13 protein-coding genes are annotated in these 12,741 nt (G+C 65.4%); 6 read left to right on the top strand and 7 right to left on the bottom strand.

The genetic code is table 11. The features are described 5' to 3' along the window. Window positions 1-15: 15 nt before the first annotated feature. The 3 genes from AC1D2L_RS22315 to AC1D2L_RS22305 all read right to left on the bottom strand — a co-directional run bounded on the left by AC1D2L_RS22315 (window position 16) and on the right by AC1D2L_RS22305 (window position 2,723). A complete protein-coding gene (locus AC1D2L_RS22315) occupies window positions 16-825 on the bottom strand; it encodes an AprI/Inh family metalloprotease inhibitor (protein WP_476848100.1) in 810 nt (269 codons plus the stop codon). Continuing rightward, window positions 813-1,784, bottom strand: a complete 972-nt coding sequence (locus AC1D2L_RS22310) for a 2-hydroxyacid dehydrogenase (RefSeq protein WP_476848099.1) — start codon at window positions 1,782-1,784, stop codon at window positions 813-815. Before AC1D2L_RS22310 ends, AC1D2L_RS22315 begins: the two co-directional genes overlap by 13 nt. A 162-nt stretch (window positions 1,785-1,946) precedes the next feature. Continuing rightward, window positions 1,947-2,723: a FadR/GntR family transcriptional regulator gene (locus AC1D2L_RS22305; RefSeq protein WP_476848098.1), complete on the bottom strand. Its 777-nt coding sequence runs from the start codon at window positions 2,721-2,723 to the stop codon at window positions 1,947-1,949. A gap of 255 nt (window positions 2,724-2,978) precedes the next feature. On the opposite strand from AC1D2L_RS22305, the gene AC1D2L_RS22300 reads away from it, so the two are divergent. The 5 genes from AC1D2L_RS22300 (at window position 2,979) to AC1D2L_RS22280 (ending at window position 8,403) form a co-directional block, all read left to right on the top strand. Beyond that, window positions 2,979-4,031, top strand: coding sequence for an ABC transporter ATP-binding protein (locus AC1D2L_RS22300; protein WP_476848097.1), 1,053 nt, complete (start codon window positions 2,979-2,981; stop codon window positions 4,029-4,031). A 135-nt stretch (window positions 4,032-4,166) separates the two neighbouring features. Continuing rightward, window positions 4,167-5,471, top strand: coding sequence for an ABC transporter substrate-binding protein (locus AC1D2L_RS22295; protein ID WP_476848096.1), 1,305 nt, complete (start codon window positions 4,167-4,169; stop codon window positions 5,469-5,471). 67 nt (window positions 5,472-5,538) lie between these two features. Continuing rightward, window positions 5,539-6,495, top strand: coding sequence for a carbohydrate ABC transporter permease (locus tag AC1D2L_RS22290; RefSeq protein ID WP_476848095.1), 957 nt, complete (start codon window positions 5,539-5,541; stop codon window positions 6,493-6,495). Then, window positions 6,488-7,390, top strand: a complete 903-nt coding sequence (locus AC1D2L_RS22285) for a carbohydrate ABC transporter permease (protein ID WP_476848094.1) — start codon at window positions 6,488-6,490, stop codon at window positions 7,388-7,390. Before AC1D2L_RS22290 ends, AC1D2L_RS22285 begins: the two co-directional genes overlap by 8 nt. Window positions 7,391-7,500: 110 nt before the next feature. Next, window positions 7,501-8,403 (top strand): NAD(P)-dependent oxidoreductase, encoded by a 903-nt coding sequence (locus tag AC1D2L_RS22280; protein ID WP_476848093.1) that lies wholly within the window; start codon window positions 7,501-7,503, stop codon window positions 8,401-8,403. Between the two features lie 7 nt (window positions 8,404-8,410). Here the strand turns inward: AC1D2L_RS22280 and AC1D2L_RS22275 are convergent, their stop codons facing one another. Next, window positions 8,411-9,496: a LacI family DNA-binding transcriptional regulator gene (locus AC1D2L_RS22275; protein ID WP_476848092.1), complete on the bottom strand. Its 1,086-nt coding sequence runs from the start codon at window positions 9,494-9,496 to the stop codon at window positions 8,411-8,413. Window positions 9,497-9,602: 106 nt separating this feature from the next. On the opposite strand from AC1D2L_RS22275, the gene AC1D2L_RS22270 reads away from it, so the two are divergent. Beyond that, entirely contained in the window at window positions 9,603-10,514 is a 912-nt protein-coding gene (locus tag AC1D2L_RS22270; RefSeq protein WP_476848091.1) for an NAD(P)-dependent oxidoreductase, read from the top strand. A 177-nt stretch (window positions 10,515-10,691) separates the two neighbouring features. On the opposite strand, the gene AC1D2L_RS22265 is transcribed toward AC1D2L_RS22270, so the two are convergent. The 3 genes from AC1D2L_RS22265 to AC1D2L_RS22255 all read right to left on the bottom strand — a co-directional run. Further along, window positions 10,692-10,988 carry a hypothetical protein gene (locus tag AC1D2L_RS22265; RefSeq protein WP_476848090.1) on the bottom strand — a complete coding sequence of 99 codons (297 nt, stop codon included), beginning with the start codon at window positions 10,986-10,988 and terminating at the stop codon, window positions 10,692-10,694. 76 nt (window positions 10,989-11,064) lie between these two features. Continuing rightward, complete coding sequence (gene pepT / locus AC1D2L_RS22260; protein ID WP_476848089.1) at window positions 11,065-12,309, bottom strand: peptidase T; 1,245 nt, start codon at window positions 12,307-12,309, stop codon at window positions 11,065-11,067. Window positions 12,310-12,491: 182 nt separating this feature from the next. Then, the coding region (locus tag AC1D2L_RS22255) for a hypothetical protein (RefSeq protein WP_476848088.1) at window positions 12,492-12,741 on the bottom strand (250 nt) is incomplete at its 5' end.

Raw genomic sequence — 12,741 nt, 5'->3', positions numbered from 1 at the left:
GGCCGGGCCGAGCTGCTACAGTGCAAGCTTTCGCAGCATCAGCGGCGCGCCGACGGCGGGGTCCTTGCGCCATTGGCCATTCTCGAAAATGAGTTCGATGCTGTGGCCCTTGCGGGCGACCAGCGCGAGTCGCCCCGCGGTGTAGCGCCATCCGACGGGGTCGAAGATGGTCAGGCCGGTATCGCCGCAGTTGCTCTCGAAAGCCGCCGGTGCATTGCCCGACGAGGCCGCAGCCGCCGGAGACAGCACCACGCGGCACGCCTCGCGATTCTGCTGGCGCATCATGCTGTAGCGGCCCGGCACAGTCTCAGGAGCGGGCATGGTGGCGGGATTTACCACCGTCCGGCGCTGCGCGGACTGCGCGCTCGTTTCGGCCGCGCTCGCCGGCGCGCGCCGGGCGAGGCGCGAATAGGCCTTGGAGTCCAGGCCGTAGGTCTTGCCGTCGGAGCTCTGGCCGCGCAGCAGCTTCTCGCTGCCGGCATGCGTGAAACTGATCACAGGCTTGCCAGCGGCGTCATTGAGGCGGGGCTCGCCGCCCGGCGTCACGCTCCAGCTCGCGATCTGGTCGAGAATGGGCAGTGCGCGGCGGCAGATCGCGGGAAAGCGCAACTGGCGGCCGCCCGACACCTCGTCGGAACCGAAGGTGACGGTGCACAAACGCGAGGCGCCGACCAGTTCGAGATCCCAGGCGCCGAGCAGGATGCGCACGGAATCCGGTGCCTTGTCGGATCCGCGCGGCGCAGGCGGGGTCTGCGCCGCGGCGGAGCCGCCCAGGGCCGCGAGCACCAGGCTCGCGGCGGCTATGCGATGGGTCAGGCCTTCCATGGCGTTTCGACGACCGGGGTCAGCGGACCCTTGCCCTCGAACCAGGAGACGAGATTGTCGACCAGCAGCTGCCCCATCTGCTCGCGCGTATGGATCGAGGCCGAGCCGACATGCGGCAGCAGCACCGCGTGATCGATGTCGATCAGCGCCTGCGGAACGCGCGGCTCGTCCTCGAAGACGTCGAGGCCGGCGGACAGGATCGTCTTGTTCTGCAGGGCCTCGATGAGGGCCTGCTCGTCGACCACCGTACCGCGGCCGACATTGATCAGGATGCCGTTGGGGCCGAGGGCCTTGAGCACCTCGGCATTGATGATGTGATGGGTCGAGGCGCCGCCCGGCGCGACGGAGATCAGGACATCGACATCAGCGGCCATCTCGACCAGCGACGGATAGTAGCGATAGGCGACGTCGGCCTGGCGCGAACGGCCGTGATAGGACACCGGCAGCCCGAACGCCTCGACGCGGTGTGCCACGGCCTTGCCGATACGGCCGAGCCCGACGATGCCGACCGTGCGCTTGCGCAGCGAGGTGGTCAGCGGATAGTTGCTCTTGAGCCATTTGCCCTCGCGCAGATAGCGGTCGACCTGCGGCAGCTGGCGTACGGTGGCGATCAGCAGGCCGAGCGCGAGGTCGGCGACCTCGTCGGTCAGGACGTCAGGCGTATTGGTGACGACCAGCCCGCGCTTGCCGGCTTCCGCCGCATCGACATGGTCGTAGCCGACGCCGAAGCTGGAGATGACCTGGAGCTTGGGCAGCGCCTCGAACAGCGCCGTATCGACGCGGTTATGACCGCCGCCGGCGGCGACACCGCGCACGCGATCACCGATCTCGCGCAGGAAAGCGGCCTTGTCGTCGGCCTTCCAGAGTTCGTGCACGGTGAAGCGCGCCTTCAGCTGGTCTGCCGCGTAGGGCATCAGCGGGCCGGTCATCAGGATCTCGGGGGCGTCGGGCCGTGTCATCAGGAATAGTCCGTGAGCTGGTGTGAGGCGGGTTGCTTGATTAGGCGATTATGAATCGATTAAATAGCGCTGCCGAGGACGTTGGGGGAACGAACACGTCTCGCCAGGTGGATGACCGGCATTTCAGCACGCCGCGCGGCCTGCGCAAAGGCGCTATGGCGCCTATTTAGTATGCTTTATTCGCGTGATCTTGGACGGTCCGGGCGCGGTTCGGGCGGCGAGCGCGGCCAGGGTCGTGTTGAGGCTGTCGATCACCAGCCCCGCCATCCGGGCCGCGGCGAGATCCCCGTCGCGCTCCACGATCGCTGTCAGGATATGCTGGTGGTCGTCGAGCGAGGCGATGAAGACGTCATGCTCCTGAGACTTTAGGAGCAGAGACCATTGGATCGTCGCCGCCACCGCGCTCGCCAGGCATTGCAGCGTCGAGTTCTGGGCGGCTGTGAAAATCGCCTCGTGGAAAGCGAGGTCGGCGCGGATCGTGGTGTCGGCATAGGGCGCATTCTCGGTCATGCCGCGATAGGCGGCCTCGATCGCCGCGATGTCGGCGGCGCTGCGGCGTTGCGCGGCGAGCCGGGCGGCGCTGGGCTCGACGAAGCGCCGCAACTCAAAGAGATCCCTGATGAATTTCTCGTTGGGGTCGGCCTCGAAATGCCAGGAGAGGACATCGGGATCGAGCAGATTCCAGCTGCTGCGCGGTGCGGCGCGGGTGCCGCTCTTCGGCCGCGCCTCGACCAGCCCTTTGGCGGTGAGCACCTTCACGGCTTCGCGATAGGCCGTGCGCGAGACCGAGATCTCGGAGCGCAGCGCATCCTCGTTGGGCAGGAGTTCGCCGGCCTTGACGCCCCCTGTGATGATCGAAACAGCGAGTTTCTGGGCGACCTGACCGAAGAGCCGGTCCGGATTGAGCGTCGTCGGCCGCGAGTAGTCGCGTACCCGCATTATCCCGCCTCCCTCCCCGTTTTCTCATGGCGGAAGGCTGCGGAAAGCACCCCTGACCGCTGCGATTGCGGCGCTTGACACGCCTGCTCGTATCGTATGACTTTATCGCAGATGGTTTCGGACGCAACAGGCTTGCCCTGGATTGCGGCTGTTTGCATCGATCGGCCGCAAGAAGCCGGGAATGCGAAGACGCGGACGGTCCGAGAGGGCCGCTACCGCATCCGCGGGGAAACGAACACCAAGGGAAGCCCTCAGATGGCCTCAGTCCAAATCGCCGACGTGCGCAAAGCTTATGGTTCGACCCAGGTCATCCATGGCGTCGACATCGATATCAATGACGGCGAATTCGTTATCCTCGTCGGACCGTCGGGCTGCGGGAAGTCGACGCTGCTGCGGATGATCGCAGGGCTTGAGAACATCTCCGGCGGCGAGATCCGGATCGGGCCGCGCGTCGTCAACGACGTGCCGCCCAAAGAGCGCGACATCGCGATGGTCTTCCAGAACTATGCGCTCTACCCGCATATGACGGTGGCCGACAACATGGCCTTCTCGATGAAGCTCAGGAAGGCGCCCAAGGCCGAGATCGAGGAGCGCGTCGGCAAGGCCGCCGGCATCCTGGGCCTCGACAAGCTGCTCGACCGCTATCCGCGCCAGCTTTCGGGCGGCCAGCGCCAGCGCGTCGCCATGGGCCGCGCGATCGTGCGCGATCCGCAGGTCTTCCTGTTCGACGAGCCGCTCTCCAACCTCGACGCCAAGCTGCGCGTGCAGATGCGTACCGAGATCAAGGAATTGCACCAGCGCCTGAAGACCACGATCGTCTATGTCACGCACGACCAGATCGAGGCCATGACCATGGCCGACAAGATCGTGGTGATGCATGACGGCATCGTCGAGCAGATGGGCGCACCGCTCGATCTCTATGACCGGCCCGAGAACCTGTTCGTGGCGGCCTTCATCGGCTCGCCTTCGATGAACCTGCTCAAGGGCAGGATCACCTCGGCGGGCTTCGAGACAGAGGGCGGGGTGGTCTGGCCGATCGGCGCCCACCCGGCCAATTCCGAGGGCCGCGCGGCCGTCTTCGGTATCCGTCCCGAGCATATCCAGCTCGACCCCAACGGCCTGAAGGCAGAGGTCGTGGTGATCGAGCCAATGGGATCGGAGACCCAGGTCGTGGTTCGCTGTGGCGGCCAGAACCTGACCTGCATCTTCCGCGAGCGCATCACCGCAAAGCCGGGCGAGACGATCACCATCACGCCCGACATCCATGTGACGCATCTGTTCGATGCCGCGACGAGCAAGCGCATCTGAGCGTCTCGTCGCCCGGATCGCCGGCCGGATCGGCTCTGTTCAAGGATAAGGTCCGCGCGAAATACTGCTGCCAAAAACCCGTGACGCGGCTCCCATGCAGGGTCGTGCACTTGCAAAGAGGGAGGAGTCAATTTCATGAGCATTTCAAGACGTGACGTTCTGATCGGCGGCGCGGGGCTCGCGGCAGGCGCAAGCCTGCCGCTGGTATCCGCATCGGCACAGGCCAAGATCGAGCAGGGCGCGACGCTGCGCGTACTGCGCCCGACGAAGTTCGTCGACCTCGACCAGACGATCTTCGACGAGAACACTGCCGCCTTCACCAAGGCGACCGGCGTTCCGGTGCGCGTGGACTACGCCGGCTGGGAAGACCTTCGGCCGCAGACGGCCGTGACCGCGAACACGGGCGCAGGGCCCGACGTCGTGGTCGGCTGGGCCGACGATCCGCACATCTTCTCCGACAAACTGATCGACCTGACCGAACTCGCCAACGATCTCGGCAAGAAGAACGGCGGCTGGTACCCGATCGCCGAGAAATACGGCAAGAAGGACAAGACCGACCAGTGGGTCTCGATCCCGATGGGCGCCTCGGGCGCGCCGGCGGTCTATCGTGAATCCTGGATCAAGGAAGCGGGCTTCGACACCTTCCCGAAGGATCTAGACGGTTTCCTCACCCTCTGCCGCAAGCTGAAGAGCATTGGCCATCCGGCGGGCTTCGCACTCGGTAACGCCGTCGGCGACGGCAACGCCTTCTGCAACTGGCTGGTCTGGACCCATGGCGGGTTCATGGTCGACGAGAACAACAAGGTCGCGATCAACTCGAAGGAGACGGTCGAGGCGCTGAAATACGCCAAGGCGCTCTACGAGACCTTCATTCCCGGGACGTTGTCCTGGCTCGACATCAGCAACAACAAGGCCCTGGCTGCCGGCGAAATCGGCGTCACCCAGAACGGTGTCTCGCTCTACTTCTCGATCAAGAACTCGAAGGACGAGAAGACCGCGGCGATCGGCAAGGACCTGAACCATGCGATGATGCCGGTCGGCGCCCTCGGACGGCCGTCGGAGCCAGCGCTGATCATCAACGCGATGGCGTTCAAGCACACCAAGTTCCCCAACGCCGCCAAGGAATATCTGCGCTTCATGATGGAGCGGGAGAACTACGAGAAATGGCTGACCGGCAGCTCGGGCTACTGGGCCCAGCCGCTGAAGGGTTACGCCGACAGCAAGGTCTGGTCGACCGATCCCAAGGTCACGATCTATCGCGACACCTGGGAGCGTGCGCTCTGGAGCGGCTACAAGGGCTCGATCAACGAGGCTGCCGGCACCGTCAACGCCGAGTATGTCGTCGTCCAGATGGTCGCCTCGGTCTGCGCCGGGCAGGCCACGCCGGATGAAGCGGCCAAGGAAGCCGAGCGTCGCGCCCGGCGCTACTACCGGACCTGATCTCTCGCCATCGCGCCGCCGGTTCGCCCGGCGGCGCGATGCGCCTGGCTCCAGCAGAGAGTACATCATGGCGATTGCGGCTGACGCCCCGCGAGCGGCCCTCCACTTCCAGCAGAGCTGGCTGTCGAAGCTGTTCGACTACAAACCCTTCCTGATCTTCGTCTGCCTGCTGCCCGCCGCCGTGCTGCTGCTGGTGTTCCTGAGCTACCCGCTCGGCCTCGGCATCTGGCTCGCCTTCACCGATACGCGCATCGGGCGCCCTGGCAATTTCATCGGCTTCGAGAACTTCCAGTCGCTCCTCGAGGACCGGGTCTTCATCACCTCGGTCTGGAATACGCTGCTTTATACCGGCGTCGCCACCGTGGGTAAGTTCGCGCTGGGCCTGTGGCTCGCGCTTCTCCTGAACAACCACCTGCCGTTCAAGTCGCTGCTGCGCGCGCTGATCCTGGTGCCCTGGATCGTGCCGACCGTGCTGTCGGCGATCGCCTTCTGGTGGATCTACGACCCGCAATTCTCGATCATCTCCTATGTGCTGGTCGATGTGCTGGGCTGGCGCGACACCTATATCGACTTCCTGGGCCAGCCCTGGGCTGCGCGCTGGTCGCTGATCGCCGCCAACATCTGGCGCGGCATTCCCTTTGTCGCGATCAGCCTGCTCGCGGGCCTGCAGACGATCTCGCCGGCGCTCTACGAAGCCGCCATGCTCGACGGCGCCAATGCCTGGCAGCGCTTCCGGCACGTGACCTTTCCGATGCTGATGCCGATCCTGGCGATCGTGCTCACCTTCTCGGTGCTGTTCACCTTCACCGACTTCCAGCTGGTCTATGCGATCACGCGCGGCGGACCGGTGAACTCGACCCATCTGATGGCGACTTTGGCCTTCCAGCGCGGCATTCCCGGCGGCCAGCTCGGGGAGGGGGCCGCGATCGCCGTCGCGATGATTCCGTTCCTCGTGATGGCGACGCTGTTCAGCTATTTCGGCCTGTCCCGGCGCAAATGGCAGCAGGGAGAAGAAAATGACTGATCACGCCGTCGCCGAACGACCCCATCTCGTCGAGAAGGAGAGCGAAGGCGTCATCAACTGGGCGTCCGCCCCGCAGCGCCTCCTGACGATCTACCTGCCGCTGTCGCTGTTCGTGATCGTGCTGCTGTTCCCGTTCTACTGGATGACGATCACCGCGATCAAACCCAACTCGGAATTGCTCGACTACAAGAACCACAATCCGTTCTGGGTGAAGTCGCCGACGCTGGACAACATCAACAAGCTGCTGTTCCAGACCGACTACCCGCAATGGCTGCTGACGACGATGACGGTCGCGGCGGTCGCGACCGCGCTGTCGCTCTTCGCCAGCGTGCTCGCCGCCTATGCGATCCAGCGCCTGAAGTTCAAGGGCGCGCAATATGTCGGCCTGGCGATCTATCTGGCCTATCTCGTGCCGCCGTCGATCCTGTTCATCCCGATGGCGACGTTGATCTTCCAGCTCGGTCTGTTCGACTCCAAATGGGCGTTGATCCTCACCTATCCGACCTTCCTGATCCCGTTCTGCACCTGGCTCCTGATCGGCTATTTCAAGTCGATCCCCTATGAGCTCGAGGAATGCGCCATGATCGACGGCGCGACCCGGCTGCAGACGCTCTGGATGATCACCTTGCCGCTGGCCATGCCGGGGCTGATCTCGGCGGGCATCTTCGCCTTCACCCTGTCCTGGAACGAGTTCATCTATGCGCTCGCCTTCATCCAGTCCTCGGAGAAGAAGACGGTGCCGGTTGCGGTGCTGACCCAGCTCGTCGAGGGCGACGTCTACCATTGGGGCTCGCTGATGGCGGGCGCCCTCCTGGGGTCGATCCCGGTCGCGCTGCTCTATTCCTTCTTCGTCGACTATTATGTCGCCTCGCTCACCGGCGCGGTGAAGGAGTGAGTGGGACGGCCTGACGCGGGCGTCCCGATATCGTCGTGGCGCCACCTCGCGCCTTATTGCGGGCGATCCTCCGCCCGCTCCTGCCTTCCGTCTCAGAAACGACTGTTCCAATGCCTGACGCCATCAAGTCCATCGCCTTTGTCGGTCTCGGCGCCATGGGCGCGCCGATGGCGGAGAACCTGATCAAGCGCCAGTTTCGCGTCACCGGCTTCGACATGCGCGAAAGCGCGCGCGAGGCCTTGGCCGCCGCGGGTGGCCACGCCGCCGGCAGCGCCAAGGCAGCGGCAAGCGGAGCGGAGGCCCTCGTCCTGATGGTGGTCAACGCGGCGCAGGCGCGCGCGGTCCTGTTCGATGCCGGGGCGCTCGAGGCGCTGGTGCCGGGCGCGGTGGTCATGCTGATGGCGACATGCCCGCCGGGCGAGGTCGAGGCGATAGCGGCGCAGGTGACGCAAACGGGCCGGCACTTCGTCGATTGCCCGGTCTCGGGCGGGGTCGGCGGCGCGCGCGGTGCGACGCTGACGATCATGGTCGGTGCACCCGACGAGAGCTTTGCTCTGGCCAGGCCGATGCTCGATGCGCTCGGCGACAAGGTGTTTCATGTCGGCACAAAGCCGGGGCAGGGCGCCACGGTGAAAACCGTCAACCAGCTGCTCTGCGGCGTGCATATCGCCGTCGCGGCGGAAGCATTGTCGCTGGCCGAGAAGGCCGGCATCGACGGGCGCGTTCTGTTCGAGATCATGGGCGGCTCGGCGGCATCGTCCTGGATGCTGCGGGATCGCGGGCCGCGCATGCACGATCCCGATCCCCCGGTGGCGAGCGCAGTCGACATCTTCGTGAAGGATCTGAGCATCGTGCTCGATGCCGGGCGGGCGGCGAAAACCGCCTTGCCCCTGGCAGCCGCCGCTCACCAGATGTTCCTCGCCTCGTCTGGCCTGGGCCATGGCGCGCGCGACGATTCACAAGTGGTGAGGGCCTATCGGGCGCTCAACGCCAAGCCCGCGAACGATGCCTGAGCCCGCATCATCCCCGAGCCGGTACGGTCGTGGCGCGGATCACGAGCTCCGGCTTCAGGGTCAGGCGCCGCACCGGCGCGGCAGGGTCTTCGATCCGCTTGAGCAGGAATTCCGCGGATTTCCGCCCCATCTCGAACTGGAAGTTCTTGATGGTCGTCAAGGCGGGGTACCAGAGCGCCGCCTCATGGACGTCGTCGCATCCGACGATGGAGAAATCCCGGCCGGCCTCGAGCCCGCGATGGCGCAGTCCGAGCATCGCGCCAAAGGCGGTGAGGTCGTTGAAGCAGACTGCGGCGGTGGGCGGGTCGGCGACGTCGAGCACCGCCTGGATACCACGAAGCCCGTTCTCGCGCGTGCCATAGCCGGGATAGACCAGCGCGGGATCGAAGGGCATGCCCTGCCGCGCGAGCGTCTCGCAGTAGCCGACATAGCGATTGCGGCCGGTCGAGATTTCCTCGCTCTTGCTGAGGAAGGCGATGCGGCGATGGCCCAGCCCGATCAGGTGCTCCATCGCCAGCACGGTGCCGTGGCGGTCGTCGGAGCCGACGAAATCGAGGTCGACGCCGGCAATCTCGCGGGAAAGCTGCACGAGGGGTACGCCGGCCGCGATCAGATGATCGAAGATCGGCGCCTGGCTGCCAGCGGCGGCGCAGATGATCATGCCGTCGGGACGGTACTCCTTGAGCGTGCTCAGCGCGCGCGCCTGCTTTTCGAGGTTCTCGGCATAGGTGCCGAGCAGGATCGAGCGCCCATGCGCGGTCGCCGTCTCCTCGATGGCCGCGAGCAGTTCGGCGAAATAGGGATTGGTGATGTCGTGGAAGCCGACACCCAGGATGTTGGTGCGGTCGGTGCGCAGGGAAGCGGCGCTGCGGTTGTAGCTGTAGCCCATCTCACGGGCGATCTGCTGGACGCGCTGGCGCGTCGCCTCGGCGACAAGCGGCGAGCCGCGCAGGGCGAGCGAGACCGTCGCGGTCGAGACCGCGAGGTGATCGGCGATGATCTGCAAGGTGACGCGGCTGCGCCCGCCGTTGATGGGCATGGGCGGGACCGCGGCCGGCGTCGCCGGCTCGCTGGGGAGGCCATTCCTCGTCATGACGCGCATCTCCCGACGGCGACGCCGGCCCCCCGCGACCTGCTCCGGGGCGCGCCGTTCCGTCACATCCATTGAGTCCATCTCATAGAACCAGGAGAATTTGAAGATGACCGAGACCAAGGAGGCAGTCGGCTTTATCGGAGTCGGCTTCATGGGCCAGGGCATGGCCAGCAATCTGCTGGCGAAGGGCTTTCCGCTCACCGTGATGGCGCATCGCAACCGCAAGCCGGTCGAGGAACTTGTGGCCGCCGGCGCCAAGGAGGTGAAGACGCCGCGCGAGCTCGCGGCCAATGCGACGATCATCTTCCTCTGCGTGACGGGATCGGCCCAGGTCGAGGCCGTCGTGAACGGCCCAGACGGCATCATCGCCGGCGCCAGGCCCGGCACGGTGGTCGTCGATTGCTCGACCTCCGACCCCACGGTCACGGTCAAGATAGCGGCCGAGCTCGAGGCCAAGGGCCTGCATCTCGCCGATGCGCCGCTTGGCGGCACACCCGCCCAGGCCGTGCTCGGCCAGCTCTCGGCTATGATCGGCGCGACGCCGGACGTCTTTGCGCGGATCAAGCCGGCCTGCGACGCCTGGGCCCAGAAAGTGGTCCATCTCGGCGCCGTCGGCGACGGCCACAAGATGAAGCTGCTCAACAACTTCCTGTCGCTGGGCTATGCCGCGATCTATGCGGAGGCGCTGGCCCTCGGACAGAAGATCGGCATCACGCCGCAGACCTTCAACAGCGTGGTCGGCGGTAGCCGGATGGATTGCGGCTTCTACCAGACCTTCATGAAGTATGTGCTGGAGCGCGACCGTGACGCGCACAAGTTCACGATCAACAACGCTTTGAAGGATGTCCGCTATCTCGAAAGTGTCGCCAATGCGGTCGGGGCGCCGAATCCGATCGGCAACGCCGTGAAGAACGCTTTTGCAACCGCTGCGGCGGCCGGCAAGGGCGAGGATTTCGTGCCGATGCTGTCGGACTTCGTCGCGGCGCAGAACGGCGTCTCGCTGGCGAAGAAGGGATGAGGGAAGCGCGGGTCTCGCGCTCTCCCCATTGAGCCCGACTGCGCGCAAGGCCCGTCCCGAGGCGCCGTTCGGTAACGATCGGCGTCTCAAGCCGGGATATTGGCGGCTCGAGACCAGCTGAACCGTTTCCCGATGCTGGCTTCGGCTCCTCGGGCCGAGCGATCTGTGGCGGCCGGCCTAGACCTTCGGCGGCAGCGAACCGCGATCGAAGACGGGCACGGATTCTGTCGCGCCCGTCGGGGATTGCCCTGTCGGGATATCCTCGGCCGCGTGCCGGACAGCCTCCTCGCTCTCGGTCAGTCCGTCGGGCGTGTCGTTGGCATCGCTGCCGGCGTCGTGGATATTGGTGGTGTCACTGGCGCGCCGGCCGATGGCGACGGGATCGTCGGCAGCGCCGGCCTCCGTCGGGGTGGTGGCCAGGCGCTCGTCCTGCAGGAGCGCGGGGTTTTCCCGTCTCTTCTCCACGGCTGACATTGCAGTTCTCCTTGCTCGCTCGTCCGCTTGAGTAAGCCGCGGCCCCCGCGATTGTTCCCAGGGGCCGCGCCGAGCCTCACGCGCGCGCAGTCCCGGTGGACTGCCCTGCGAGGGTGCAGATCATGCGCGCGACCTCGTAGGACTTCTCGAAAGCGGGCACGGGCAGGAACTCGAAGCGCGAGTGGAAATTATACGCGCCGGTGAAGAAGTTCGGTGTCGGAAGGCCTCTTGCCGAGAGCGCCGCGCCATCGGTGCCGCCGCGCATGGGGATCTGCTTCGGCTCGATTTTCAGCGCCGCTAGAGCTGCAAACAGCAGGTCGACCGAGCGGCGGTCCTCGCCAAGGCTGTCATGGATGTTGCTGTAGGTGTCACTGACCGTGCAGGTGACCGTTCCGCGGGGATAGCGTGCGGCGATCTCGGCTGCGACCTCGCTTAGGCGCGCCTTGCGCCGCTCGAAACTGGCCTTGTCGAAATCCCGGACCATCGCCCGCAGCCGTGCCTGGCTCGAATTGGCGACGATATCGTTGAACCAGATATAGCCCTCGCGCCCTTCCGTATGCTCGGGCGTCTGCGCGCGATCGAACTCCGCGATGTAATCCTGTGCCATTAGGAGCGGGTTCACCAGCACGTCCTTGGCCGACATTGGATGGGCGCTGACGCCGGTGAAGCTGATCTCCCCCTGCGCCGCATTGAAGTTCTCGATCACGACCTCGCCGAGTTCGCAGCAATCGATCGTATAGGCGAAGTCGCAGGCGAAGCGCGCGAGATCGAGTGCCTTCGCGCCGCGCAGGCCGATCTCCTCGTCCGGCACGAAGGCGACGAGGATGTCGCCATGGGCGCTGTCGGCACCAAGCGAGGCCAGCAGCGTCATGATGACGGCGATCGCTGCCTTGTTATCGGCGCCGAGTACGCTGGTGCCATCGCTGAACAGGATGTCCTCGCCGGTCCAGGGCGCGATCTCGGGATGCTCCTCGACCCGCAGCCAGATCCCCTCATGCCGGTTCAGGCAGAGGTCGCCGCCGTCGAACCGAAGCATCTGGGGCCGGATGACCGGAGCGAGCCCACTGTCGACGGTGTCGAGATGGGCGATGAAACCGATCCTTGGCGCACCGGCCACGGTCCCGCGCTTGATGGCAGTGACGGTGGCGTGGTCGTCGATGACGACGTCGTCGAGTCCGAGCGCGAGAAGTTCGCTCGCCAGCAGCGCCGCGAGATCCTGCTGCCCCCCTGTGCTCGGCAGCGTCGACGCCTTGGCGTCACTTTGGCTCGGGATCGCCACATAGCGGCAGAACCGCTCGATCAGCTGTTCGCGAATGCTCATCAGATCCTCATCCAGTCCGTCACGGCACGGCTGATCGAAAGGGCCGGCCTCCAGCCGCACTATCCACCAGCGCAGGCGCCTGTCGCTATCGTTTCGACCGAGATCGAAGGGGTTGTCGCGCCGCCGTCACAAAAAAACGCAAGGCTCCCGAAATCCGTGTTGACAGGGGAAAGGTCTGGCCCCTATAAGCAGCACATCAGGACGGCAGCGCCGCTGGCGCCGCCGCCTACCGCTTCATGAGAATTCAGGGCTTGCCGCCGACCAGTTCGGTGTGCAAGGTCGTCTCGTCGAAGACATGCTGTTTGAAAATTGAAGACAGAAAGAGAAACGTGGACGGCGATGTTCTTGCGGTTCCGGTCTAAGGACTGGGACAAGAGAACTTCGGTGTGCTGCGTTTTACAAGAGCCATCGCTGGTTACTTGGGTTTCGGCC

It is taken from the genome of Allobosea sp. P1_B10 (assembly GCF_056406735.1).
Note: the sequence above shows the minus strand (reverse complement) of the source record. Positions and strands in the feature narration are given on the sequence as shown.

Excerpts from the sequence above, each read along its gene's own strand:
- AC1D2L_RS22315 (WP_476848100.1), bottom strand. The coding sequence starts at position 825 with ATGGAAGGCCTGACCCATCGCATAGCCGCCGCGAGCCTGGTGCTCGCG.
- AC1D2L_RS22310 (WP_476848099.1), bottom strand. The coding sequence starts at position 1,784 with ATGACACGGCCCGACGCCCCCGAGATCCTGATGACCGGCCCGCTGATG.
- AC1D2L_RS22305 (WP_476848098.1), bottom strand. The coding sequence starts at position 2,723 with ATGCGGGTACGCGACTACTCGCGGCCGACGACGCTCAATCCGGACCGG.
- AC1D2L_RS22300 (WP_476848097.1), top strand. The coding sequence starts at position 2,979 with ATGGCCTCAGTCCAAATCGCCGACGTGCGCAAAGCTTATGGTTCGACC.
- AC1D2L_RS22295 (WP_476848096.1), top strand. The coding sequence starts at position 4,167 with ATGAGCATTTCAAGACGTGACGTTCTGATCGGCGGCGCGGGGCTCGCG.
- AC1D2L_RS22290 (WP_476848095.1), top strand. The coding sequence starts at position 5,539 with ATGGCGATTGCGGCTGACGCCCCGCGAGCGGCCCTCCACTTCCAGCAG.
- AC1D2L_RS22285 (WP_476848094.1), top strand. The coding sequence starts at position 6,488 with ATGACTGATCACGCCGTCGCCGAACGACCCCATCTCGTCGAGAAGGAG.
- AC1D2L_RS22280 (WP_476848093.1), top strand. The coding sequence starts at position 7,501 with ATGCCTGACGCCATCAAGTCCATCGCCTTTGTCGGTCTCGGCGCCATG.
- AC1D2L_RS22275 (WP_476848092.1), bottom strand. The coding sequence starts at position 9,496 with ATGACGAGGAATGGCCTCCCCAGCGAGCCGGCGACGCCGGCCGCGGTC.
- AC1D2L_RS22270 (WP_476848091.1), top strand. The coding sequence starts at position 9,603 with ATGACCGAGACCAAGGAGGCAGTCGGCTTTATCGGAGTCGGCTTCATG.
- AC1D2L_RS22265 (WP_476848090.1), bottom strand. The coding sequence starts at position 10,988 with ATGTCAGCCGTGGAGAAGAGACGGGAAAACCCCGCGCTCCTGCAGGAC.
- pepT (WP_476848089.1), bottom strand. The coding sequence starts at position 12,309 with ATGAGCATTCGCGAACAGCTGATCGAGCGGTTCTGCCGCTATGTGGCG.